General features: G+C 67.6%; 22 protein-coding genes. 15 read left to right on the top strand and 7 right to left on the bottom strand.

What is annotated here, in order from left to right; translation table 11 throughout:
• Positions 1–15 precede the first annotated feature (15 nt).
• Positions 16–1044: an App1 family protein gene (locus tag J7D54_RS07955; protein WP_182763423.1), complete on the bottom strand. Its 1029-nt coding sequence runs from the start codon at positions 1042–1044 to the stop codon at positions 16–18.
• 37 nt (positions 1045–1081) lie between these two features.
• Here J7D54_RS07955 and J7D54_RS07950 point away from each other — a divergent pair, with 37 nt between their 5' ends.
• From J7D54_RS07950 to J7D54_RS07930, 5 genes are all read left to right on the top strand, one after another.
• Entirely contained in the window at positions 1082–1636 is a 555-nt protein-coding gene (locus tag J7D54_RS07950; protein ID WP_076058754.1) for a DUF5998 family protein, read from the top strand.
• The gene (locus J7D54_RS07945; protein ID WP_182763422.1) at positions 1636–2754 is read left to right on the top strand and encodes an alkaline phosphatase family protein; all 1119 of its coding nucleotides are present in this window, start codon (positions 1636–1638) and stop codon (positions 2752–2754) included. The genes J7D54_RS07950 and J7D54_RS07945 overlap by 1 nt, the downstream gene beginning before the upstream one ends.
• Positions 2751–3992: a glycosyltransferase gene (locus J7D54_RS07940; RefSeq protein ID WP_182763421.1), complete on the top strand. Its 1242-nt coding sequence runs from the start codon at positions 2751–2753 to the stop codon at positions 3990–3992. Before J7D54_RS07945 ends, J7D54_RS07940 begins: the two co-directional genes overlap by 4 nt.
• Complete coding sequence (locus tag J7D54_RS07935; protein ID WP_182763420.1) at positions 3985–4635, top strand: thymidine kinase; 651 nt, start codon at positions 3985–3987, stop codon at positions 4633–4635. The genes J7D54_RS07940 and J7D54_RS07935 overlap by 8 nt, the downstream gene beginning before the upstream one ends.
• A 296-nt stretch (positions 4636–4931) precedes the next feature.
• Positions 4932–5534, top strand: a complete 603-nt coding sequence (locus tag J7D54_RS07930; RefSeq protein WP_182763419.1) for a hypothetical protein — start codon at positions 4932–4934, stop codon at positions 5532–5534.
• 297 nt (positions 5535–5831) lie between these two features.
• Here J7D54_RS07930 and sepH read toward each other — a convergent pair whose 3' ends face one another.
• Positions 5832–6890, bottom strand: coding sequence for a septation protein SepH (gene sepH, locus J7D54_RS07925; protein WP_255433605.1), 1059 nt, complete (start codon positions 6888–6890; stop codon positions 5832–5834).
• A 55-nt stretch (positions 6891–6945) separates the two neighbouring features.
• Between sepH and J7D54_RS07920 the strand changes: the two genes are divergently transcribed.
• Complete coding sequence (locus tag J7D54_RS07920; RefSeq protein ID WP_076058767.1) at positions 6946–7242, top strand: DUF4193 domain-containing protein; 297 nt, start codon at positions 6946–6948, stop codon at positions 7240–7242.
• 8 nt (positions 7243–7250) lie between these two features.
• On the opposite strand, the gene J7D54_RS07915 is transcribed toward J7D54_RS07920, so the two are convergent.
• Complete coding sequence (locus J7D54_RS07915) at positions 7251–7541, bottom strand: DUF4235 domain-containing protein (protein WP_083665330.1); 291 nt, start codon at positions 7539–7541, stop codon at positions 7251–7253.
• 62 nt (positions 7542–7603) lie between these two features.
• On the opposite strand from J7D54_RS07915, the gene J7D54_RS07910 reads away from it, so the two are divergent.
• From J7D54_RS07910 to J7D54_RS07895, 4 genes are read left to right on the top strand one after another with little or no spacing between them, the layout of a single operon-like run.
• On the top strand, positions 7604–8047 hold the full coding sequence (locus J7D54_RS07910; RefSeq protein ID WP_182763417.1) for a DUF3093 domain-containing protein: 444 nt from the start codon (positions 7604–7606) through the stop codon (positions 8045–8047).
• A complete protein-coding gene (dut, locus tag J7D54_RS07905) occupies positions 8044–8481 on the top strand; it encodes a dUTP diphosphatase (protein ID WP_182763416.1) in 438 nt (145 codons plus the stop codon). The genes J7D54_RS07910 and dut overlap by 4 nt, the downstream gene beginning before the upstream one ends.
• 17 nt (positions 8482–8498) lie before the next feature.
• Entirely contained in the window at positions 8499–9257 is a 759-nt protein-coding gene (locus J7D54_RS07900) for a DUF3710 domain-containing protein (protein WP_182763415.1), read from the top strand.
• 3 nt (positions 9258–9260) lie between these two features.
• On the top strand, positions 9261–9617 hold the full coding sequence (locus tag J7D54_RS07895) for an OB-fold nucleic acid binding domain-containing protein (protein WP_182763414.1): 357 nt from the start codon (positions 9261–9263) through the stop codon (positions 9615–9617).
• Here the strand turns inward: J7D54_RS07895 and J7D54_RS07890 are convergent.
• Entirely contained in the window at positions 9614–10291 is a 678-nt protein-coding gene (locus J7D54_RS07890) for a TrkA family potassium uptake protein (RefSeq protein ID WP_076058776.1), read from the bottom strand. The genes J7D54_RS07895 and J7D54_RS07890 overlap by 4 nt on opposite strands.
• A gap of 9 nt (positions 10292–10300) precedes the next feature.
• Positions 10301–10948, bottom strand: a complete 648-nt coding sequence (locus J7D54_RS07885) for a TrkA family potassium uptake protein (RefSeq protein ID WP_182763667.1) — start codon at positions 10946–10948, stop codon at positions 10301–10303.
• A gap of 116 nt (positions 10949–11064) precedes the next feature.
• On the opposite strand from J7D54_RS07885, the gene J7D54_RS07880 reads away from it, so the two are divergent.
• The 5 genes from J7D54_RS07880 (at position 11065) to dxs (ending at position 20013) form a co-directional block, all read left to right on the top strand.
• Positions 11065–13059 carry an APC family permease gene (locus J7D54_RS07880; protein ID WP_182763413.1) on the top strand — a complete coding sequence of 665 codons (1995 nt, stop codon included), beginning with the start codon at positions 11065–11067 and terminating at the stop codon, positions 13057–13059.
• Positions 13056–14186, top strand: a complete 1131-nt coding sequence (locus J7D54_RS07875; RefSeq protein ID WP_182763412.1) for a class I SAM-dependent RNA methyltransferase — start codon at positions 13056–13058, stop codon at positions 14184–14186. The genes J7D54_RS07880 and J7D54_RS07875 overlap by 4 nt, the downstream gene beginning before the upstream one ends.
• Before the next feature lie 113 nt (positions 14187–14299).
• Positions 14300–17113, top strand: a complete 2814-nt coding sequence (locus tag J7D54_RS07870) for an aconitate hydratase (protein WP_182763411.1) — start codon at positions 14300–14302, stop codon at positions 17111–17113.
• Positions 17114–17648: 535 nt separating this feature from the next.
• On the top strand, positions 17649–18038 hold the full coding sequence (locus J7D54_RS07865) for a hypothetical protein (RefSeq protein ID WP_182763410.1): 390 nt from the start codon (positions 17649–17651) through the stop codon (positions 18036–18038).
• Positions 18039–18093: 55 nt separating this feature from the next.
• The gene (dxs, locus tag J7D54_RS07860; RefSeq protein WP_182763409.1) at positions 18094–20013 is read left to right on the top strand and encodes a 1-deoxy-D-xylulose-5-phosphate synthase; all 1920 of its coding nucleotides are present in this window, start codon (positions 18094–18096) and stop codon (positions 20011–20013) included.
• On the opposite strand, the gene J7D54_RS07855 is transcribed toward dxs, so the two are convergent.
• Together J7D54_RS07855 and J7D54_RS07850 are read right to left on the bottom strand one after the other, a co-directional pair.
• Positions 20004–21215 carry an HRDC domain-containing protein gene (locus J7D54_RS07855; RefSeq protein WP_182763408.1) on the bottom strand — a complete coding sequence of 404 codons (1212 nt, stop codon included), beginning with the start codon at positions 21213–21215 and terminating at the stop codon, positions 20004–20006. The genes dxs and J7D54_RS07855 overlap by 10 nt on opposite strands.
• A complete protein-coding gene (locus tag J7D54_RS07850) occupies positions 21212–21796 on the bottom strand; it encodes a DUF3000 domain-containing protein (protein ID WP_245243911.1) in 585 nt (194 codons plus the stop codon). Before J7D54_RS07850 ends, J7D54_RS07855 begins: the two co-directional genes overlap by 4 nt.
• Between the last annotated feature and the right edge of the window lie 6 nt (positions 21797–21802).

The raw sequence follows: 21802 nt of genomic DNA, 5'->3' as shown, positions 1-21802 counted from the left end.
CCTCAGGTTGTGGGACTACAGCAACCTGGAGAGCTTATCGCCCAAACCGTCGCCGTCAGGCGCACGCACCTCCGGCGCCGTGTCGGGTTCCCACCTTTCGTCGCTCTGCGGCACCTCCATGGGCAGGCCGTGGGCCAACGTGTGCTCGCCGGGCGTCAGCTGGCGGATGGCGCGGGCGCGGACATGCTCGGGCTGGAGGCTGGCGAACTCGGCGTACAGGTCCGGATCGTGCTGGCCGTCGTCGCCGACGAGGAGCCAGCGGATGTTGGGGAGGTCGCGGGCCAGTTCACGCAGGCAGCGGCGCTTATGGTCTGGGCCACTGCGGAACCAGCCGGTGTTGGTAGGGCCCCAGTCCGTCAGCAGCATCGCGCCCTGCGGGATACCGTGCCGGGAGATGAACCGCTTGATCATGGGGAACGTGTTCCAGGCCCCCGTCGAGATGAAGATGATGGGTGCGCCGGGGTGCTGGGCGAGCAACTGCTGGTACAGCCGCGCCATCCCGGGAACGGCCTGGCGGGCCTGCTCCGTCACTACGAACGAGTTCCAGGCGGCGAGCATCGGCCGGGGGAGCGAGGTGCTGAGGATGGTGTCGTCGATGTCGCTGACGATGCCGAAGTCCACGTCGTCACCGATCACCTGGACGCTGGCCAGCGCGGAGGCGCCACCTTCGCCCTCGAGGGTCACCGAATGCCAGCCCGGCGCCAGCCCTGGATTCCGGACGCGCACGTCGATGAAGCCGCCCCTGTCTGCCTGGACGGGGATACGGACATCGCCGATCACCACGGTGACCATGGCGTTGACCTTGGCCGCGGCCATGAAGTTGCGCCAGCCCCGGCGGTAGATGAGGGCCGAGGCTGCCTGCACGATACCCAGCGTGTCCGAGGGTCGCAGCACGACCCTGGCGAGGATGCGCAACTGCTCGCTGGTGCCGTAGCCGGTGTAGGAGATGATCGACTCCTGCCAGCCCCTGCGGTCGAGCGCGCTGTTCAGCAGTGAGTTGAGACGGTCTTCCATGCGGGCTGCGATGAAGGGGCGAGAGGCCATGAACCAAACCTATCCGGCTCCGTGACAGAATGGCCCGGTGACCGCCGACAACCAGACTCTCCCCACCGGCCTCATTGACGAGATCGCCGAATGCGGGTTCTATCCCAGCCTTGTTGCAGAGACGGTGCTGATGGGATTGCAGGGGCGACCGGTGCTGCACTACCTGGTGCAACACGAGGCGACCTTCGCGGGGCACGAACTGCACCGGCACATGACGGTGCTGGTGCTCACGGAGCAGCAGCTGCAGATCTGCCACATCGACGAGGGGGAGGGCGGCCGCGCAGAGGCGCTCGCCACTTCTGAGGTCGTCGCCCTGCGGGCCATCGATTCGGTCGTGGTGACGCGGGCCATGGCCAATCCCGAGACGCGCTCCGGGCTGAACGAAGCGTGGCTGACGATCGTCTGGGGGGCCGCTCGTCGGCTCGACCTGGGCCCGGCCACGTGCGAGGACCCCACCTGCGAGGCGGACCATGGCTACACGGGTGTGTTGCAGCCCGACGACATCACCGTGCGCATGAGCCCCGCGGCGGACGGTGAGAACGCCAAGCGACTCGTGGATTTCGGGGCCGCCCTCCAGCTGGTGGTCGCCTGATGTCCACGTTCGTGGATCCGCGCTACGGGGACCTGTCGCTCGCCAACCTCCTGCCCAGCGTCGTGGCTCGGCTTGATGGTGAGATCCCCCTGATCGAGATCCCCGAGGCCCGGCAGTACGTCGTGCTGCTGATCGACGGGCTCGGCTGGCACCAGCTCAGGGAGCACGCCGCGCACGCGGAGACCATGGCCGGCCTCCTGGACCGGGGCCACCGCCTCACCTGTTCCGTGCCGTCCACCACGGCCACCTCGCTGACGTCGCTGGGCTGCGGCGCCACGCCTGGTGAGCACGGGGTGGTGGGCTACAGCTTCTATGAGCCGACGGTGGGCCGGGTCATCAATTCGCTCACCTGGGAGGGCGGCCCCGACGACATCGAGGGCTTCGCTCAGAAGCCCACCGTGTTCCAGCGCCTGGCCTCCCAGGGGCGGCCCAGCGCGGCCGTGACGCTGGGGCGGTTCGCCGGCAGCGCACTCACCAGGGTCGCCTTCGCGGGTACCCGGCTGTTCCCGGTGGCCAATGAGGGCGATGTGGACGAGATCACCGGCCACGTGACCGAGGCGCTTCGCGAATCGGACGTCGTCTACCTCTACGAACGGCTCCTGGACTCGGACGGTCACTCGCACGGTACGGGCAGCTGGCAATGGCTTGACCGGTTGGCCGTCATCGACGACCACGTCGCCCACCTCGTGGAGACCCTGCCGCCGTCGGTGTGTCTGCTCATCACCGGCGACCACGGCATGCTGAACGTCCCTGAGGACACCCGCGTCGTAGTCGAGGATGAACCGCGGCTCGCCGGCTACTCGCACCTGGGCGGCGAGCCCCGATTCCGCCACATCTACGGCGAGGACCCCCGGGCCCTGGCCTGGGCCTGGGAATCGGTGTTCGGTGAGCGGGCGCTGGTGCTCCGCCGTGAAGAGGCCATCGAGGCGGGCTGGTTCGGACCCAACGTGTCCAACATGAGCTCCGCGCGCATCGGGGACGTGGTGGCGGCGATGACCGGTACCTGGGCGGCGATGACGTACGCCACGCCCGGCGAGTTCTCCCTGGTGGGCATGCACGGCTCCCTCACTGCGGCCGAGATGGAGGTCCCCCTGCTGATGCACGGGGGTGGCCGGTGAGCCTGCGCATCGCGATCCTGATCGACGACTTCTTCCCCGCCTCGGGGGGCATCTCCAGATCCGTGCAGACGCAACTGGAGGAGCTCACCCGCCTCGGTCACGACGTCACCCTCATCGCGCCGGACCGGCACCTGGTGCCGCCACCCGGGGCACGGACCATCGCCTGCCCCGTGCTGTACAAAGAGGGCCTGCCCTCGCACCTGAGTGTGCTGCAGCCCACGGAGCGCCGGGCCCGCAGGATCTCCGCGCGGGCCGCGTTCGACGTCGTGCACTCCCAGACGGAGCGGGGCGCGGTGGTGCTGGCCGCCCGCCTCGCGCGCCTGCAGAACATCCCGCACGTGCACACCTTCCACGCCAACATCGCCGGCACCCACAGCACGCTGCCGGTGCAGGCCGTGTTCGGGTCGCTCGGCTACGAGGTGCTGGTCACCCGCGCGCTGGCGCTGGCCTCCAAACGGCCGCCGCGCTTCACTTCGGCGTTGCCGCCCCGCACCGCGGAGCCGGACAACAACGGCTTCTTCACGCGGATGGATTGGCGGTCCCTGGGGTGGATCGCGGCCCACGTCGATCTTGTGACCAGTCCCGCCCAGTACATGCTGGACAACATCGAGGCCGCCGTCGCGCAGCCCATCGCCGGCCGGGAGATCCGCAACGCGTCGGCCGACACCTTCGTCGGCGTCGAGGCCCCGCGTAGGACCGACAGCAGCGCGGTGCGCTTCCTGAGCATCGGCAGACTCGCCAAGGAGAAACGCCTCGACGTGGCCATCCGGGCCTTCAACCGGGCCGCGATCCCCGGCGCCGAACTGGTCATTGTCGGCGACGGCGACCAGCGAGCCCGTCTGGAAGCCCTCGCAGGGCCGGGCGTGCGGTTCCTCGGGGCGCTCTCCGAGCGTGAGTCCGTGGCGGAGCAGTACCTGACGGCGGACGCGATGGTGCTCAGTTCGTACCGCTTCGACGTGCAGCCCATGGTCATCCTCGAGGCCGGTGCCGCGGAGTTGCCGGTGCTGTACTGCGACGACCGGCTGACCGCCGGACTGAGCCCGGCCACCAGCCGCCTGGTGGCCCCGGACATGCAGGCGCTGGCCGTCGGGCTACGGGAGATGGCGGAACCCGGCCGGCTTGCGGCGCTGCGCCGCGGTTACCGCGAGGTGGACGTGCGGCTGCGGCCACGCGACATGGCCGACGCCTACGTTGAGGTCTACGAAGAAGCGATCAGGATGCCGAGGAGACATGGCTGAACTTGTGTTCCACAGCGGACCGATGGACTGTGGCAAGTCCACGATGGCCCTGCAACTGGACCACGTCCATTCCACCCATGGACGGCGGGGACGGGTCTTCAGCTCTCAGGACCGGGCGGGGCATAGCGTGATCACCTCCAGACTGGGGCTGAGCGCCCGCGCCATCGAGGTCTCAGCGGAGTTCGACTTCTGGCGCTACGTCATCACCGAACTGACCAGCGGCCGCATCGTCGACTACCTGGTGTGTGACGAGGTCCAGTTCTACACGGCGGAACAGATCGATCAGCTGGGGCGGATCGTCGACGAACTCCAACTCGACGTCTACGCGTTCGGGATCCTCGCCGATTTCCGCACGGAGCTGTTCCCGGGCTCCAAGCGGCTGGTGGAACTGGCAGACAGGCTCGAGATGCTGTCGCTGGGGCCGCTGTGCTGGTGGGGCGCCCGCGGAACCCACAACGCGCGCACCGTCGACGGGTTGATGGTCACCGAGGGTTCGCAGGTTGTGGTGGGTGACACCGCGGCGGGCGAAGAGGTGCGCTACGAGGTGCTGTGCCGCATGCACCACCGTCGGCGGATGACGGCGACGAGGGCACGGGCGACGCTGTCGCCGGACCCGTTGCCTTTCGACGACACCGCGCTGTGACAAGCCACTGACCCCTCCGCGCAATCGCGCACTCGCTCTTCGCAATACCGCGTCCGCGGTTCCCAATGCCCCGGGGGGCGTGTCGCTCTACGAGTTCGAAGTCTAGAACGGTCTCGAGCCGTCCCGCCGACCCCGCCGTCGGGCGCAGTGAACCGTTCGTGCGCCAAGTGAGACTCCTACTTCTGCGACAGCCCCAAGGTTGCGTGGGACGTTGAAGCCGCCGCTGTGAACGCCAAGGCGGCCCCCGGCACAGCAATGCTCGCGGAACCTGCCACTTCGGTGATGGCTCACCAGTGGTGGACGCCACCTTCACGCTGGTCCAGGAGCCCACCCCGGTGCACTCAGGCTCGCGCCACCTGGTGAGTGCTGAGCACGCCTATGCCGCCGAAGGCTCGTTCGATGCCACGGTGACCTTCTCCGATGGGCGCGTCGTGACCGGCAAGGTCGGCGTTGAGGCCGGGTACGCCGCTCCCGTCGAATGGTCGCCCGACGTGTGCGTCGCTCCGGGCGTCGACGTGCTGAACGCTGAAGCCACGATCCAGGACAACTCGCGCCTGGTCGCGGATCTTTCCGGCCTCACCCCCAACAGCTTGGTGACCATCCAACTCTCGCAGGAGCCCATCACAGCCCCCGCGCCGGGCGCGACCAAGTTCGAGGATGCTTTGATCCAGGGTCGGTTCATGACCGACGCTGACGGCACCGCCCATCTGGTGCTGCCGGTGGTGTATCGCACCCTCGCCGGTAAGCACCTGCGCCGCGTGACCGATGTGGACGGGCGCTTCTCGGAGCAGGTCATCACCGAAAACTCGTCGTGGGCGTCGCTCACCGGCGAGATCATCACCGGCGCGACAGCCGGTGGCCAAGACGCTGTCTGCGGGCAGGGCTGCCACGGACATTGACCTCGATGTGTCGGCGCGTTATGTGCGCATCGTGATCACGGAGAACCACTCCACGACGGATCCGCACGCCACCGTCGGCGAACTGGAGTTCCGCTCCGTGTCGAACGAGCCCCCGTGGTCGTCGATCCGGTGCCGGAGAGTTGTTCGGAGGACCCGAGAAGCGAGGCTGATCCACACCTGAGCCGGGCGTCCGCGCCCGGCCCGGGCGTTCAGCTGATCATTGACTGAAACGGAACCCCGGGCTTCAAAGCAGAACTGCTTGAAGCCCGGGGTTCTTTCGTGCCGTGCCCCCGCCTGCTACTTGGTGGGGCCGCCGAACATGATCTCGTCCCAGCTGGGAACCTTCGCCCGACGGCGACGGCGGCTGGGCTTCTGCTGCTCGTCCTCAGCCTCGACGAGGGCGTCCTGGGTGGGTTCATCCACCTCGGTCACCGGCTCCTCCTCGATCACCGTTGTGACCTCATCCTGCGGTGCCTCCTCGGCCGGGTTCTCGGGGGCGGTGAGGTCTCCAGCCGGTTCATCCACGACGGGTTCCTCGACGTCTTGTGCCTCGGGAGCGAGCACGGGGGCCTCCTCCGGCTGGACAGGGTCCAGGATGCCGGTGTAGATGCGTACCGAGTCTTCGCTGATGCCGCTCAACATGTCATACAGGCTGTCGAGTTCGGAGGTGTCCTCGTTGCTGTCGTGCATCAACTCCGACGAAGGCACCTCGTCGCCGGGGTGGGAAACGGGTTGCGTGGCCCGCACCAGGGCGAGCTCATCGTGGAAGTCGATGGTGTTCTCTTCCTCCGGGGGAGCGTCGCCGCGCGCCTCCTCGCCGATCATCCAGCGGGCGTCGGAGTTGTGGGCCACCGAGAAGCGACCCTTGGGGTCGAACACGAACTCGGCCAACCTTGACTCCGCCTCGACGTTGGATGTGAGGCGGGCGATGATGCGCCACTTGAGGTCTGACTGGCGCCACGCGTCCCACGTGACGTCGTCGGCGTCGATGCTGCGCGTGCGGAGCCTCGTGGCGATCAGTTCGCCGAGACGCCTGTGTGTGCCGGACTCGCCCCGACGGCGCACCGTGGACACCTGGGCCGTCTGGGCGACATGTTCGCGCTCCGCGAGCACTGGGCCGGCGAATGCGTCGATGCGCTCGGCCGGCATTCCGCTCTCCGCAACCAGATCTTCGATGGAGGCACCCGCACGGACACGGGTCTGGATCTCCCGTGGGGTCAGAGAGTGGTCCATTGGGCTCCTCGTACGGCTGGCTACTGTCTGGGACAACTTACCAGCGTACGCCCTCGTCGCGCGGTAGGCAGAGCGCTGGGAGTGCACATTCTCAACCACAGGCGCCGAGCGGGTATCCCACATTTTGGCGGGATGTGGTACACATAGCGCGATCGCGGCAACGAAAGGACATACACGGATGGCAACGGACTACGACGCTCCCCGCAAGACCGACGAGGAGATGAGCGAGGATTCGCTTGAGGAGTTGAAGTCGCGTCGCGCTGACAAGAACTCGGGCAAGGTTGACGAGGACGAGGTCGAGGCGGCCGAATCCTTCGAACTCCCGGGAGCTGACCTCTCCCACGAAGAACTGACCGTGCGCGTCCTGCCGCGGCAGGCGAACGAGTTCACGTGTGCTTCATGCTTCCTCGTGAAGGCCCGCCCGCAGCTCGCGGAGGAACGCAACGGCCAGTACTACTGCGTGGACTGCGTCTGAGAGCTGGGTCAGGTGAGGCGTGAGCGCAGCTTGCCCGGGCCGTTGTGGCTGTAATTGGCCATCCAGCGGCGATGCACGTAGCGGTTCATGACGAGCTGCGCCACTCCCACCCCCAGGCCGCTGGCGGCTGCCCAGATGAGGCCGTTGACCAGCGGGGCCTCCGGGTCATTGGGGTCCGGCGGCGGTTCACCGGTGGCGGCCTCCCAGACCTTCGTGATGGTCTTCTGCACCACCATCGTCGTGACGGCACCTGCAGCTCCCGCATAGAGCTTCCACATGATCTTCTCGGTCATTGCCATGAAGGTTCCTTTCGCCGGCACCAGATCCATGCCCATTATGCCCACGGGTTAAGGTGACTGTCGTGAGCTATTCCGAACGCCTGCACATCCCCTGGTGGTGGATCGTGATCGGCCTCCTGTTCGTGGCAAGTATCGCCGTCGCCGTGCTCGCCTACCTCGAACTGTGGTTGGCCATCAGCGTCGTCGCGTTGACCCTCGTGGGCGTCGGGCTGGGCCTCGTCGCCTACAGCGCCACCCGCCTGAGCGTCAACGGCGAAGCCTTCACCGCGGGGCGCAACAGGCTCGAGCGGGAATACATCGGCGAGGTGACCGCGCTCGAGGGCGAGGCGGCCCGTCAGGCGCTCGGCCCCGGCGCCGACAACCGCGAGTTCCTCTTCACCAGACCCTTCATCGACGGCCTGGTGCGGGTTGAGTTGGCGGACCCGGCAGACCCGCACTCGCGGTGGCTCGTCAGCACCCGGCGCCCCGCAGAACTCGCCGCAGCGCTCAGCGAGATTGCGCGATGAACATCAACACCGTCGCTGCCGACGGGCACCTCCCCAGCTACGCGCACCCGGGCGACGCCGGCGCTGATCTCCGTACGACGGAGGACGTGGTGTTGGCGCCGGGGGAGCGCCGCCTCGTGGGCACTGGAGTCGCGGTGGCCATCCCCGACGGTCACGTCGGGCTGGTCACGCCCCGGTCAGGTCTCGCGGCGCGCGCCGGTCTGAGCATCGTCAACTCACCCGGGGTCATCGACGCCGGCTACCGCGGCGAGATCAAGGTATGCCTCATCAACCTGGACCTGCACAACCCCATCCGGCTCCTCGCCGGGGACCGGGTCGCGCAGTTGCTGATCATGCCTTTCGTGACGGCCTCTTTCACGCCTGTGGACGATCTCGATGAGACTTCGCGCGGGATCGGTGGGTATGGTTCAACTGGTGGTTTCACCACACCCTGAGACCAGAAGGAAGACCTGTGATTTTCGGACGCAAGAAGCGCCCCGCTGAGGCCGAACAGAACCGGTCGGCCACTGAAGTGGTGGACGAGCGCATCGCGGAAGAAGTGGAAGACCGGCCGGCAGAAGCCGAGGCGCGGCCCGAAGTGACGCCGATCGAGGCCCAGGCGGCCCTGTGGGACGCCGAATTCGACCGTGACTGGGGCCCCTTCGACATCGAAGAGGTGGACCTTGAGGCCGACGCCGACGAGGTGCAGCGCCTGGATCTGGGCACGCTCGTGCTCACGCCCTTCGAAGGCATGTCCCTGCAGCTGCAGGTCAACAAGGACACCAACACTGTGCAGTCCCTGCTCGTGGGCGACGGTAACCAGTCGGCGCTTGAGGTGGCGGTCTTCGCCGGCCCCGGAAAGTCGTCGATGGTGCCTGAGATCCGCTCCGAGATCATCCGCGCCACCCAGCAGCAGAAGGGGCGCATCGAACTGGTCGAGGGTCCCTTCGGTGCCGAGGTCCGCCGGTCGCTGCCGATGACAGACCCGAACGGCAATCCCGCCATGCACGTGTCGCGCACCTGGTTGGTGCCCGGCCCCGGATGGGTGCTCCGGGGTGTTCTCCTGGGGAAGGCAACGTTCGAGCCCAACAATGAAGACATCCAGGTGGCGCTGCGGGAGTTCTTCAGCGCCCTCGTCGTCCGTCGCGGCACCGCGCCGGCAGCACCTGGCAGCCTGCTCCCCATGACGGTGCCGCAGCAGGCCCAGCAGCAGGCGGCGCAGGAGGACTGAGAAATGACTCGTACGTCGCTCCGAGAGCGGCTGCGGCGCTGGGTGACCCCGATCGAAGAGTTGGAGGCCACTGAGCTGATCCAGCGCGCCGAGGACAGCGGGGCACAGCAACTGGTACGGTGCGAGCCGCGCAGCCGTGTGAAGCTCCGCGGCGAGATCGTCTCCATCACCTCTGATGCCGAGAACGGTTGGCTCGAGGCGGAGGTCAACGACGGCTCCGGCACCGTCCGCCTCATCTGGATGGGCCGCAGCCGGCTCGAATGCCTCATGCCTGGGCGCCACATCCGCGTCGCGGGCAGGCTCGCCGACGAGGACGGAAATCCGGTGATCTACAACCCGGACTTCGAGATCATCCCCTAGCTTTCCTCAGGCTCGGATTCCGGGTCGAACAGCTCGGCCAGGTCCGGCTCCGATTCCTGGGTGACCAGGAACAGCAGTTCATCGCTCGCCTCGAAGGCACGGTCGCGTTCGGGCGTCAGCGGCGCCCCGTCGCGGATGATCGCGACGAGCACGGCATCGCCGGGCAGTTGGATGTCGCGGATGCGGTGGCCGATGAAGCGCGAACCCACGGGAAGCCGGATCTCAGAGAGATGCGTCGTCGACTTGGTGAAGGTGAGCAGCCGCACCAGGTCGCCGGTGGAGACGGCCTCCTCGACGAGGGCCGACATCAGGCGGGGGGTGGAGACGGAGACGTCGACGCCCCACTGGTCGTCGAACATCCATTCGTTGCCCGGGTGGTTGACCCGGCCCACGGTGCGGGGCACGCCGAATTCGGTCTTGGCGAGCAGGGAGTGGACGAGGTTGGCCTTGTCATCACCGGTGGCCGCGATGGCCACGTCGTAGCGGTCCAGCTCCGCCTCCTCGAGCGAGCTGAGCTCGCAGGCGTCAGCCTCGAGCCAGGTGGCACCGGGCACAGCCCCGCGGTGAATGGCGGAGCGGTCCTTCTCGATCAGTAGGACCTGGTGGCCGTTGGCGATCAGTTCACGGGCGATGGAGCGGCCCACGTTGCCTGCTCCCGCGATGGCGACGCGCATCTCGTCCTCCTAGTTCCGGCCGGGGGCGTTGGCGAAGAGCGTCTCGAGTTCATCGACCCGCTCGGTGTAGCAGGCGACGAAGATGAGGTCGCCGTCCTGATAGATCGTGTCGCGGTCCGGGACCAGGCCGCGTCCCACCCGCAGGAGGAACGGGATGGGCGCGTCGGCGGCCGCCGACAGCTCGCTGACCCGTCGGCCCACCCAGCCGTTGTGCACGTGGATCTGCATGAGGCGGGCGTCCCCGGTGGGGTCTGACCACACCGGCTGGCTGCCCGCGGGGAGCAGCCGGCGGAGCATCTGGGTCACGGTCCACTTGACCGTCGCGACAGTGGGGATGCCCAATCGTTCGAACACCTCGGCGCGGCCCTGATCGTAGATGCGGGCCACCACGTTGTCGACGTGGTAGTTCTCCCGCACCACGCGGGCCGAGAGGATGTTGGAGTTGTCGCCGGAGCTGACCGCAGCGAAGGCGTCTGCCCGCCGGATGCCGGCGGCCTCCAGCACCTCGCGGTCGAACCCGATACCTTCCACGGTGAGTCCCTTGAAGTCGTTGCCCAGCCGGCGGAACGCTTCAGGGTTCTGGTCGATGACCCCCACGCTGTGGCCCCGCTTCTCGAGACCCGTGGCGAGCATGGCCCCCACGCGGCCGCAGCCCATGATGACGATATGCACCCTTGTCTCCTCCGACGGTCGGGATGAGCACCCGTGTGTTCAGAACATAGCACCAGGGTGCGCCGATGACATTTGGGGGGAACAGGTCTACGTTGAGCGTTGTGAACGTGATCTCGGCGCTCAAGCGCATGGTGGTGGGACGACGTCTGGCCAACGCCCAGATGGGCGAGACGCTGCTGCCGAAACGCATCGCGCTGCCCGTGTTCGCCTCCGACGCGCTGAGCTCCGTGGCGTATGCGCCCGACGAGATCCTCATCACGCTGTCACTGGCAGGCATGGCGGGTTTCCTCTTCTCCTGGGAGATCGGCCTGCTGGTAGCCATCGTCGTGGCGGTGGTAGTCGCGTCGTATAGGCAGACCGTCCACGCCTATCCCGGCGGCGGCGGAGACTATGAAGTGGCGCGCGAGAACCTCGGCCGGCATGCCGCGCTGACGGTCGCGTCGGCCCTCATGGTGGATTACGTGCTGACCGTCGCGGTGTCGGTCTCCGCCGGCGTGATCAACGCCAAGGCTATGGCGCCGTTCCTGCAGGGCTACGAAGCCTGGACGGCGGTGGGCGTGATCGCGTTCCTCACCCTGGTGAACCTGCGCGGCGTGCGAGAGTCCGGCAGCGCGTTCGCGGTCCCCACCTACGTCTTCATGGTCTCCATGCTTTCGATGATCGCCATCGGTCTCCTGCGCATCTTCGTCCTGGGCCACGACCTCAAGTCGGAGACCGCAGACCTGATCGTCGTGCGGCCCGACGGCGCGGCCGACCTGGCCGGCTGGGCCCTGATCGCCATCCTCGCCCGCGCCTTCTCTTCGGGTTGCGCGGCGCTGACCGGCGTGGAGGCCATCAGCAACGGGGTGCCGGCGTTCCGGCCGCCCAAGAGCCGCAACGCCGCCACGGTGCTGGCGCTGCTGGGCCTCATGGCCATCACCATGCTGGTGGGCATCATCTCGCTGGCCAACCTCACCAAGGTGCACCTCATCGACGAGCTGACCGGCACCCACTACGTCGACGCCGCGGGCAACACCATCCACAGCGCCGCCACCACGGTGACGGGGCAGTTGGCCCGTGTGGTGTTCATGGACTGGTTCCAGCCCGGCTTCTACATCATGATCACGGCCACCATGCTGATCCTGTTCCTCGCGGCCAACACCGCCTTCAACGGGTTCCCCTCCCTGGCGTCGATCCTGGCCAAGGACGGGTACCTCCCACGCCAGCTGCACTCGCGCGGTGACCGGCTGGCGTACTCCAACGGCATCGTGATGCTGTCGCTGGGCGCCATCGCCCTGGTCCTGGCCTTCAACGCCTCGGTCACGGCCCTCATCCAGCTGTACGTCGTCGGGGTGTTCATCTCCTTCACGGTGGGGCAAGTTGGGATGGTGCGGCACTGGACCGTCGCGCTGCGTACCGAACACGACCCCGAGGCGCGCCGCCAGATGGTGCGGAGCCGGGTGATCAACTTCATCGGCGCCTCCCTCACCGGGATCGTGCTGCTCGTGGTGCTGATCTCCAAGTTCACGCACGGTGCGTACCTCGCCCTCGTCGCGATGGGCGCGATGTTCCTCGTCATGCTCGCCATCTCGAACCACTACAAGGCGGTGTCGAGGGAACTGGCCCTCACTCCGGAATCCGATCGCGCCCTCCCGAGCCGGGTCCGCGGGGTCATCCTCGTGCAGCGGGTCAACCTGCCCACGGTCAAGGCCATCGCGTTCGCCCGCGCCACCCGGCCCACGACGCTCACCGCGGTGACCGTCGCCATCGACGACGACGAGGTGGAGCAGATCCTGGACGAGTGGGAGGACGAGGACTTCGGCGTCCCGCTCAAGGTGATCGCGTCGCCCTACCGCGAGATCACGGGGCCTTTCATCCGGTACGTCAGTGAGCTTCGCTCGGAGAATCCGCGCGACGTCGTCAGCGTCTACATCCCCGAGTACGTCGTCGGACACTGGTGGGAACAGCTGCTGCACAACCAGACGGCGCTGCTCATCCGCACCAGGCTGCACTTCATGCAGGGCGTCATGGTGACGTCGGTGCCCTATCAGTTGCGCAGTTCGGGCAGGCGCCGCGACCTGACCCGTCGCGCGTCTCAACCAAGGATCGGTAGATGATGACCGAGGTCATGTTGGAGCGCGTGGCGCACGGCGGGTATATCGTCGGGCGGCTCGACGGGAAGGTCGTCTTCGTCACCGGCGGGTTGCCGGGGGAGCGGGTCCGGCTGGAGATCACGGACCGCGGCAGCAAGTTCGACCGCGGCCGCGTGACGGAGGTGCTCGACGCGGCGCCCGGGCGCGTGGTCCCGCCCTGCCCCATCGCAGGCAGGTGCGGTGGCTGCGACTGGCAGCACGCCGATGCCGACACGCAGCTCGCCCTCAAGACAGCGGTGGTGGCCGAGCAGCTCGAGCGGCTCGCCGGGCTCACCTGGGACGGCGAAGTCGAGGCGGTGCCCGGAGGTCTGCTCGACTGGCGCACCCGCGTTCGCTACGCCGTCGACGACGACGGCTCGGTCGGCCTCCGGGCCCGGCGCTCGCACGACATCGTGCCGCTGCCGGACCAGGGTTGCCTCATCGCCGCCCCCGGGCCCACTCTGGAAAAACTGCAGGCGTTCGCAGATCCCGGCGTCGACCTGGAGGTGACCGTGGCGGACCGGAGCGTGACGTTGATCAGCGGTCGTCGCCTCAAGGGACCGGATCCCGTGCAGCAGAAGGTGCTCGGACGGACCTACACCGTCGCCGCCAGCGGATTCTGGCAGGTGCACCCGGCCGCCGCCGAAACCCTGAGCCGAGCCGTGCTGGACGGGCTGCGTCCCGAGCCGGGGGAGCGGGCCATGGACCTCTACTGCGGCGTCGGCCTGTTCGCCGGTGCATTGGCCGACGCCGGCTGCCTGGTGCTGGGGGTCGAGGCTGGCCGCGGCGCAGTTGAACTGGCCAGGCGCAACGTACCCGAGGGCGAGTTCTACGCCCTGCCCGTCGAGCGCGCTGACCGGCAGTTGCCGGAGTGGGCGGACCTGATCGTGCTGGACCCACCGCGCAAGGGCGCGGGAGCCGGCGTGGTTCGGGCGGTGGCGGCCCGGCGCCCACGGGCCATCGCCTATGTCGCGTGCGACCCGGCTGCACTGGCGCGCGACCTGAAGACGTTCGCCGCTGAGGGCTACGCGCCCGTTTCCATCCGGGGCTTCGACCTGTTCCCGATGACGCACCACGTCGAGTGCGTCGCGATCCTCCACCCAGCCTCTTAGGCAGCGGCTGACCCCCTAGGATGGGCGAAGGATGGCGACGCCGCCGCGCGCCCGCAGCTTGTGCGGTATCTTGATATCAAGAGAACCTGGCGTCAGCCAAGTAAAGGAGAAGGATGAGCGTCAACAGTTTCGGGGCGAAGTCGAGCCTCGACGTCAACGGCACCTCGTACGAGATCTTCCGGCTCGACTCCGTGCCGGGCTCCGAGAAGTTGCCTTTCAGCCTCAAGGTCCTCCTGGAGAACCTGTTGCGCACCGAAGATGGTGCCAACATCACCAAGGAAGACATCGAGTTCCTGGGGAACTGGGACCCGACTGCGGAACCCGACCACGAGATCCAGTTCACGCCGGCGCGCGTGATCATGCAGGACTTCACCGGCGTACCCTGCGTCGTCGACCTGGCCACCATGCGCGAGGCCGTCGTCGCCCTGGGCGGTGACGCCTCCAAGGTCAACCCGCTGTCGCCGGCCGAGATGGTCATCGACCACTCCGTGATCGCCGACGTCTTCGGCACGCCCACCGCGTTCCAGCAGAACACCGACATCGAATACCAGCGCAACCGCGAGCGTTACCAGTTCCTCCGCTGGGGCCAGACCGCGTTCGACAACTTCAAGGTGGTGCCGCCCGGCACCGGCATCGTGCACCAGGTCAACATCGAGCACCTGGCCCGCGTCGTCTTCCCTCGCAGCGTCGACGGTGTGGTGCAGGCCTACCCCGACACCTGCGTGGGCACGGATTCGCACACCACCATGGTCAACGGCCTGGGCGTCGTCGGCTGGGGTGTGGGCGGCATCGAGGCGGAGGCGGCCATGCTGGGCCAGCCCGTCTCCATGCTCATCCCGCGCGTCGTCGGCTTCAAGCTGACCGGCAAGCTGAGCGAAGGCACCACCGCCACCGACCTCGTGCTGACCATCACGGAGATGCTGCGTGAGCACAAGGTGGTCGGCAAGTTCGTCGAGTTCTACGGTGACGGCGTGGCCGAGGTCCCGCTGGCCAACCGCGCCACCATCGGCAACATGAGCCCCGAATACGGCTCGACCATCGCCGTGTTCCCGATCGACGCGAAGACCACCGACTACCTGCGCCTGACCGGCCGTGATGAGGAGCAGATCGCCCTCGTCGAGACCTACGCCAAGGCCCAGGGCCTGTGGCACGACCCCTCGATCGAGCCCGTCTTCTCCGAGTACATCGAACTGGACCTCTCCACCGTCGTCCCGTCCATCGCCGGGCCCCGTCGCCCCCAGGACCGCATCAGGCTGGACCAGTCGAAGACCGCGTTCCATCAGGAACTGGTCGCCTACGTGGGCGAGCCGGAGGCCGACTACAACGGCTACGACAGGGCCGTGAACTCCACGATGGACGCCTCGGACCCCACCGAGCCCACTCCTGGCGAGACGGACAACTCGCCCGCGCCGCACGGCGCAGGGAACGGCGCCTCGCCTGACCGTGTGGTCAAGAAGGTGCCCGTCACGCTGGCGGACGGCTCGAGCTTCGATCTCGATCACGGCGCGGTCACCATCGCGTCGATCACCTCATGCACGAACACCTCGAACCCGAGCGTGATGATCGGCGCCGCACTGGTGGCCAAGAAGGCCGTCGAGAAGGGCCTCACCCGCAAGCCGTGGGTCAAGACTTCGCTGGCGCCGGGCTCACAGGTGGTCACGGACTACTACGAGAAGGCCGGCCTCACGCAGTACCTCGACGCCATCGGGTTCAACCTCGTCGGCTACGGCTGCGTCACCTGCATCGGCAACTCCGGTCCGCTCATCACCGAGGTCTCCGAGGCCATCAACGAGCACGACCTCGCCGTCTCGGCGGTGCTCTCGGGCAACCGCAACTTCGAGGGTCGCATCAACCCGGACGTGAAGATGAACTACCTGGCCAGCCCCATGCTGGTCATCGTCTACGCGCTCGCCGGCACGATGGACATCGACCTCTTCTCGGAGCCGCTCGGCCAGGACCAGGACGGCAATGACGTGTTCATGGCCGACATCTGGCCCACCCAGGCGGAGATCGAAGAGGTCGTCGCCGGGTCGATCAGCGCGGAGATGTTCTCCTCGCGCTACGCCGACGTGTTCAGCGGCGACGACCGCTGGCGCTCGCTGCCCACCCCGGACGGCGACACGTTCGAGTGGGAGCACGACTCCACCTACGTCCGCAAGCCCCCGTACTTCGAGGGCATGCCGGCCGACCCGGCGCCCGTCGAGGACGTCTCCGGCGCCCGGGTCCTGCTGAAGCTGGGCGACTCGGTCACCACGGACCACATCTCTCCGGCCGGCTCCATCAAGGCGGACTCGCCCGCCGGCGAGTACCTGACGGCCAATGGGGTCGAGCGTCGTGACTTCAACTCGTACGGTTCCCGTCGCGGCAACCACGAAGTGATGATCCGCGGCACGTTCGCCAACATCCGGCTGCGCAACCAGATCGCACCGGGCACCGAGGGCGGCTTCACACGTGACTTCACCCAGGCCGACGCCCCCGTCGCCACCGTCTACGACGCGGCCGTCAACTACGCCGAGCAGGGCACCCCGCTCGTCGTGCTGACGGGCAAGGAGTACGGCTCCGGTTCCTCGCGTGACTGGGCGGCCAAGGGCACCGCGCTGCTGGGCGTCAAGGTCGTCATCGCCGAGAGCTACGAGCGGATCCACCGCTCCAACCTCATCGGCATGGGCGTTCTCCCGCTGCAGTTCCCGGCGGGCGAGAGCGCCGATTCCCTGGGCCTGACCGGTGAGGAGACCTTCTCCTTCGAAGGCATCTCCGAGCTCAACAACAACGTGACGCCGAAGACCGTCAAGGTCACCGCGGTGAGCCCCGACGGCAAGGAGACCGTGTTCGAGGCTCTCGTCCGCATCGACACGCCGGGGGAGCGCAGTTACTTCCAGCACGGCGGCATCCTGCAGTACGTGCTGCGTAATCTGGCCAACGCCTGATCTGAGCACAGACGAACCGGGCCGGTTCCCTTTCGGGAGCCGGCCCGGTTCTCGTGTGGTGCCGCCCGGAGCGTTGCCGCATGGACATCTGGGCCACCAACATCGTGATGTTCAAGTAGCAGACGCTGAACGGGGGAGCATAAGCTCCCGTTCAGGAGAGTGGCCCCTTCAGCTAGGCGATGCCGGCTGCGGGGGCTGCCTGCTTCTGCGGGCATCATCCCCCTGCGCGCCCGGGAGGGTTTGAACATCGTCATCTGACCGACATCTGCAGTTCACGTCGCCGTGGGCGCCGCGTCATCTGGTCAGGTTCTGCTTGGAGGGAACCGATTGGAGGATCACATGTTCGCATCGATGAAGCGTTTCGTGTTGGTCGGCGCGGTCGCAGCGCTGATCGTTGGCTTGTTCACCGGCCCCGCGAAGGGGGGCACGGAGGGGACCCCGGAGATCCGGAGCTGAACCCCTGGCCTCGCGGAAAGGTGAGGTCGATTGGAGCAGGCACTCGATTTTGTCCGGGCGTTCAGCTTCAATAGAAGGTATGTTCGATGAAGATGAAGTTATCCGCGTGTACGTGCCGCCGGGTTGGCCCGGGGCCGTGCGCCCGCCGGGGTCCAGCGGCTGGCTGAAGACGGCGGAATCTTTCCTGCTGGACTCCTGCCCGTCGGAATACCGGGGGTACCAGGTGTTGCGCCGTCACCCTGTCGTGCTGGCCCGGATGGCGCGGGAGTTCGTCGCGGCCCAATTGGTGGCGACGCGCAGCAGTCTGGCGGGTGTGCGCACCTCGTTGTCGGGCGTGGTGGACACCGCAACGGTCGATCAGGCCGCGGTCGTCCTGCAGCAGGAAGAAGCCCGGCTGGTCCGGGTCGCCAGGGGAGTGGAACTCGTCGAACAGGCGCTCCGGGACGTGCGTTTCGTCCCCCGGCTGTGACCTCCGCCCGCACGTTGACCCGGCCCATTGGTTGTTAGGGCCTACTATTGACCGCATGTCTCTGTTGGATTCGGTGCACAGCCCCCATGACCTGCGGGCGCTGTCCAGGAAACAACTGGTGCAGTTGGCTGACGAGATCAGGCGCTTCCTGATCACGAAGGTCAGCCGCACCGGTGGGCACCTGGGCCCGAACCTCGGCGTCGTCGAATTGACCATGGCCATCCACAAGGTCTTCGATTCGCCGTCAGATCCCATCATCTTCGACACCGGTCACCAGAGCTACGTCCACAAGATTCTCACCGGCCGCGCCCCTCTCTTCGACACCCTCCGCCAGCAGGAGGGCATCTCCGGGTACCCGGAGCCCGATGAGTCGGAACACGACTGGGTGCGCAACTCGCACGCCTCTTCGGCCCTTTCATGGGCCGAGGGTCTGGCCAAGGGATTCCGGATCAGGGGGGAGGACCGCACCGTCGTGGCGGTCGTCGGCGACGGAGCGCTGACCGGCGGCATGGCCTGGGAGGCCCTCAACAACATCGCTGACGCCGGCGACCTACGCCTCGTGGTGATCGTCAACGACAACGGGCGCTCCTACACGCCCACCGTCGGCGGGTTGGCCAACCACCTGGCCGGCCTCCGCACGGATCACCGCTACGAGAAGACGCTGAGCGTCATCAAGCGCGGCGTGAAGCGCGTCCCCGTGTTCGGGCGGCCGGTCTATGACCTCATGCATGGTTTCAAGACCGGCGTGAAGGACGTCCTGGCGCCCCAGACGATGTTCTCGGACATCGGCATCAAGTACACCGGCCCCATCGACGGCCACGACATCACGGCCCTCACCAACCACCTTGAACAGGCACGCCAGTTCGGTGGCCCGGTGATCGTGCACTGCGTGACGCGCAAGGGTCGGGGCTTCCCGGCCGCTGAGGAGCACGAGGAGGACCGCTTCCACGCGGTCGGCAAGATCAACGAGTTCACCGGAGAGCCGCTGTCGGCGACGGTGCAGGCCACCTGGACGGACGCGTTCGCCGAAGCCATCGTGCAGCTCGGTCAGCGACGCCCAGACCTGGTGGCCATCACCGGGGCCATGCTCAACCCCACCGGGCTGGGCCGGTTCGCAGCGGCGTTCCCGGACCGGATCTTCGACGTCGGTATCGCCGAACAGCACGCCGTGGTCTCCGCTGCCGGCCTGGCGCGCGCCGGCCTGCATCCGGTGGTCGCCCTCTACGCCACGTTCCTGAACCGGGCCCTCGACCAGGTGCTCATGGACGCGGCGCTCCACAAGGCCGGCATCACACTGGTGCTGGACAGGGCCGGCGTGACCGGCACGGACGGGCCCAGCCACAACGGCATGTGGGACATGACGCTCCTGGGCATTGTGCCGCATCTCCAACTGGCCGCACCCCGCGACCAGACCCGTCTGGTGGCAGCGCTGGACCATGCCGTGGAGGTCGACGATGCGGTCACCGTCGTGCGCTACTCGAAGGAACGTCTGCCGGACGAAATGCCGGAGATCGCCCACGTGGGTGAGGGGATCAACCGCGTCGACGTGCTGATCCGGCCCGAAGAGGCGAAGGTCCTTATCGTGGGCTACGGGCAGTTCGTCGGGGTGGCGATGGATCTCGCCGAACGCCTCGATGACCAGGGGGTGTCCGCCGCAGTCGTGGACCCGCTGTGGGCCCTGCCGGTGAGCCCAGACCTCGTGGCCCTGGCCAGCGGCTACGACCTCGTGGTCACCTTGGAGGACAACCTCGTCGACGGTGGCGTCGGCCAGCGGCTCGGGGCACAGTTGGCGATGGAGGACGCACCGGTGAAGGTGCGCAACTTCGGCATCCCCAAGGAATTCCTCAAGCACGGCTCACGCGACGAGGTTCTGGAGCGCATCGGGCTCACCGCTGCCGCCACGGCGCTGTCGGTGCTGGGCGACCTGCTGTCTACCGAGGTGGCCGACGTCACCGTCGAGGACGCTCAGGCCTGACCGAGCGCCTCCGCGATGGCGGGGGCCAGGAAGTCAGCCTGCCACGGCCGCGCGCCCAGCTCCAGGAGCACCTCTCGCGTCACCTCTGAATGACGGTAGAGCGCCTCCTGCAGCACCGCAGGCGGTGCGATCAGGCTGGGCTGGAGCCCCCCCAGGTCGCAGGCCAATTCGTCGACGGCGGGCCGCACCGCTGCCCAGCGCAACGCTGCCTCAGGATTCGCCTTGTCCCAGGACCTGGGGTGCGGCACGCCGGGGGTGTGCAGGTGTTTGGCCGGGTACTGTTCGGGCGGCAGGTGCCGCACACGTTCGAGTGCGGCCAGCCAGTGCCGCACGTAGCGCTGCCCCGGCTGGGAGCTGAAGCCCGGGAGGTTCTGGACCTGCGCCGCGCTCGGTACCGTGTCGCGGGCCAGGGCGGCGACCGCCAACACGGCCGAATCATGGAGGATCCAGCCTGGCGGCCTGTCGCGGCGCCTGGCCACCTCGTCCCGCGCCAGCCACAGTTCGCGGGCCACGGCGTACTGCATCGGCGTCCTGAGGGTGGTGAGGCCGCTGAGGCGCCGCCAGGGGTCCTCACGGGGCTTCGGCGGCGTACTGAAACGCGCCAGCATGTCGTCGTTCTCCTGCGCGGACCATTCTTCGCGACCGGCCAGCACCAGGTGGGTGGCCAACACCTTGGACAGTTCGAGGAGGTAGTCCACGTCGAGTGCGGCGTAGATCAACCAGGATTCGGGCAGAGGTCGCCGCGACCAGTTGTCTGCGGAGTGCGCCTTGCGGAGTTTGATCCCGAGTTCGGCCTCGAGGAGGGCTCCGAGCGATGCGCCGGGTTTTGCGAGGAGACGCGCGGCGAGTTCGGTGTCGAAGATCCGCGGCGGGATGATGTTGATCTCCTGCATGCAGGGCAGGTCCTGGGTGGCGGCGTGGACGATCCAGGTGGCGGTGCCGCACGCGTCGACGAGTGAGCTGAGGTCAGCCAGTTCCCCGTCCTTCTCGAAGGCGATCGGATCGATCAGCCACGTCCCCGAGCCTTCACGGCGGATCTGGAGCAGATAGGCCTTCGCCCAGTACCGGTGGCCGTGCGCCCGCTCCGTGTCGAAGGCCACCGGCCCTCTGCCGGCGCGCAGGGCCGTGAGGCACTCCGCCAAGAGTTCAGGGGTGTCGACGACGGGCTTGAGGGGCTCGCGGCTGCTGTTCACATATGTCATAGGTTGCGGCCCACCGGCAGGGTGGCCACGCCCGGCGGCAGGGGAGGTTGCCCAGCCACCTGCCCCAACAGGTCCTGCCAGGCCGCGAGATGGGGCGTGAGGGAGTGTGCGCCGTCGAGTTGGGGGGTCCACGAGGAGCGCAGTTCGACGTCGGCCCTGTCCGGTTCCTGAACCATCTCGCCGAACCCTCGACCGTACGAGGCGGTCACCGTGCCGGCCAGCGCCGAGGCGTCGCAGCCGTGGCTCTCCAGCGCTTCGGTCAACCATGACCACGCCACTTCAGGGAGAAGCGGGTCTGTGACCATGTCCAGGTCCACCTCGGCGCGCACGTAGGTCACGAGGCGGAAGGTGCCGGCCCATGCGTCGTTGCCCGCGGGATCGTGGAGCAGGATCAGGCGCCCGGTTGCCAAGGGCTCGTCGTCGTCCAGCAGCTCGGCGGCGATGGCCACCGAGTAGGGCGCGATGCGCTGTGGAGAGCCGATCTCGTCCGCGGTGATGCCGGAACGCCAGTTCATGGCCGTCAACTCCCGGAGAGCGCGGCTGAACGGCTCTGGAGTGATGCTGGTGACATTCGCGGGCACGTCGCC

Source organism: Tessaracoccus sp. MC1865, assembly GCF_017815535.1.
Classification (GTDB): Bacteria; Actinomycetota; Actinomycetes; order Propionibacteriales; family Propionibacteriaceae; genus Arachnia.
Note: the sequence above shows the minus strand (reverse complement) of the source record. Positions and strands in the feature narration are given on the sequence as shown.

Excerpts from the sequence above, each read along its gene's own strand:
- dxs (WP_182763409.1), top strand. The coding sequence starts at position 18,094 with ATGTCTCTGTTGGATTCGGTGCACAGCCCCCATGACCTGCGGGCGCTG.
- J7D54_RS07915 (WP_083665330.1), bottom strand. The coding sequence starts at position 7,541 with ATGGCAATGACCGAGAAGATCATGTGGAAGCTCTATGCGGGAGCTGCA.
- J7D54_RS07865 (WP_182763410.1), top strand. The coding sequence starts at position 17,649 with ATGTTCGATGAAGATGAAGTTATCCGCGTGTACGTGCCGCCGGGTTGG.
- dut (WP_182763416.1), top strand. The coding sequence starts at position 8,044 with ATGAACATCAACACCGTCGCTGCCGACGGGCACCTCCCCAGCTACGCG.
- J7D54_RS07890 (WP_076058776.1), bottom strand. The coding sequence starts at position 10,291 with ATGCGCGTCGCCATCGCGGGAGCAGGCAACGTGGGCCGCTCCATCGCC.
- J7D54_RS07895 (WP_182763414.1), top strand. The coding sequence starts at position 9,261 with ATGACTCGTACGTCGCTCCGAGAGCGGCTGCGGCGCTGGGTGACCCCG.
- J7D54_RS07920 (WP_076058767.1), top strand. The coding sequence starts at position 6,946 with ATGGCAACGGACTACGACGCTCCCCGCAAGACCGACGAGGAGATGAGC.
- J7D54_RS07870 (WP_182763411.1), top strand. The coding sequence starts at position 14,300 with ATGAGCGTCAACAGTTTCGGGGCGAAGTCGAGCCTCGACGTCAACGGC.
- J7D54_RS07885 (WP_182763667.1), bottom strand. The coding sequence starts at position 10,948 with ATGGGCTGCGGCCGCGTGGGGGCCATGCTCGCCACGGGTCTCGAGAAG.
- J7D54_RS07945 (WP_182763422.1), top strand. The coding sequence starts at position 1,636 with ATGTCCACGTTCGTGGATCCGCGCTACGGGGACCTGTCGCTCGCCAAC.
- J7D54_RS07855 (WP_182763408.1), bottom strand. The coding sequence starts at position 21,215 with ATGACATATGTGAACAGCAGCCGCGAGCCCCTCAAGCCCGTCGTCGAC.
- J7D54_RS07875 (WP_182763412.1), top strand. The coding sequence starts at position 13,056 with ATGATGACCGAGGTCATGTTGGAGCGCGTGGCGCACGGCGGGTATATC.
- J7D54_RS07955 (WP_182763423.1), bottom strand. The coding sequence starts at position 1,044 with ATGGCCTCTCGCCCCTTCATCGCAGCCCGCATGGAAGACCGTCTCAAC.
- sepH (WP_255433605.1), bottom strand. The coding sequence starts at position 6,890 with ATGTGGGATACCCGCTCGGCGCCTGTGGTTGAGAATGTGCACTCCCAG.
- J7D54_RS07935 (WP_182763420.1), top strand. The coding sequence starts at position 3,985 with ATGGCTGAACTTGTGTTCCACAGCGGACCGATGGACTGTGGCAAGTCC.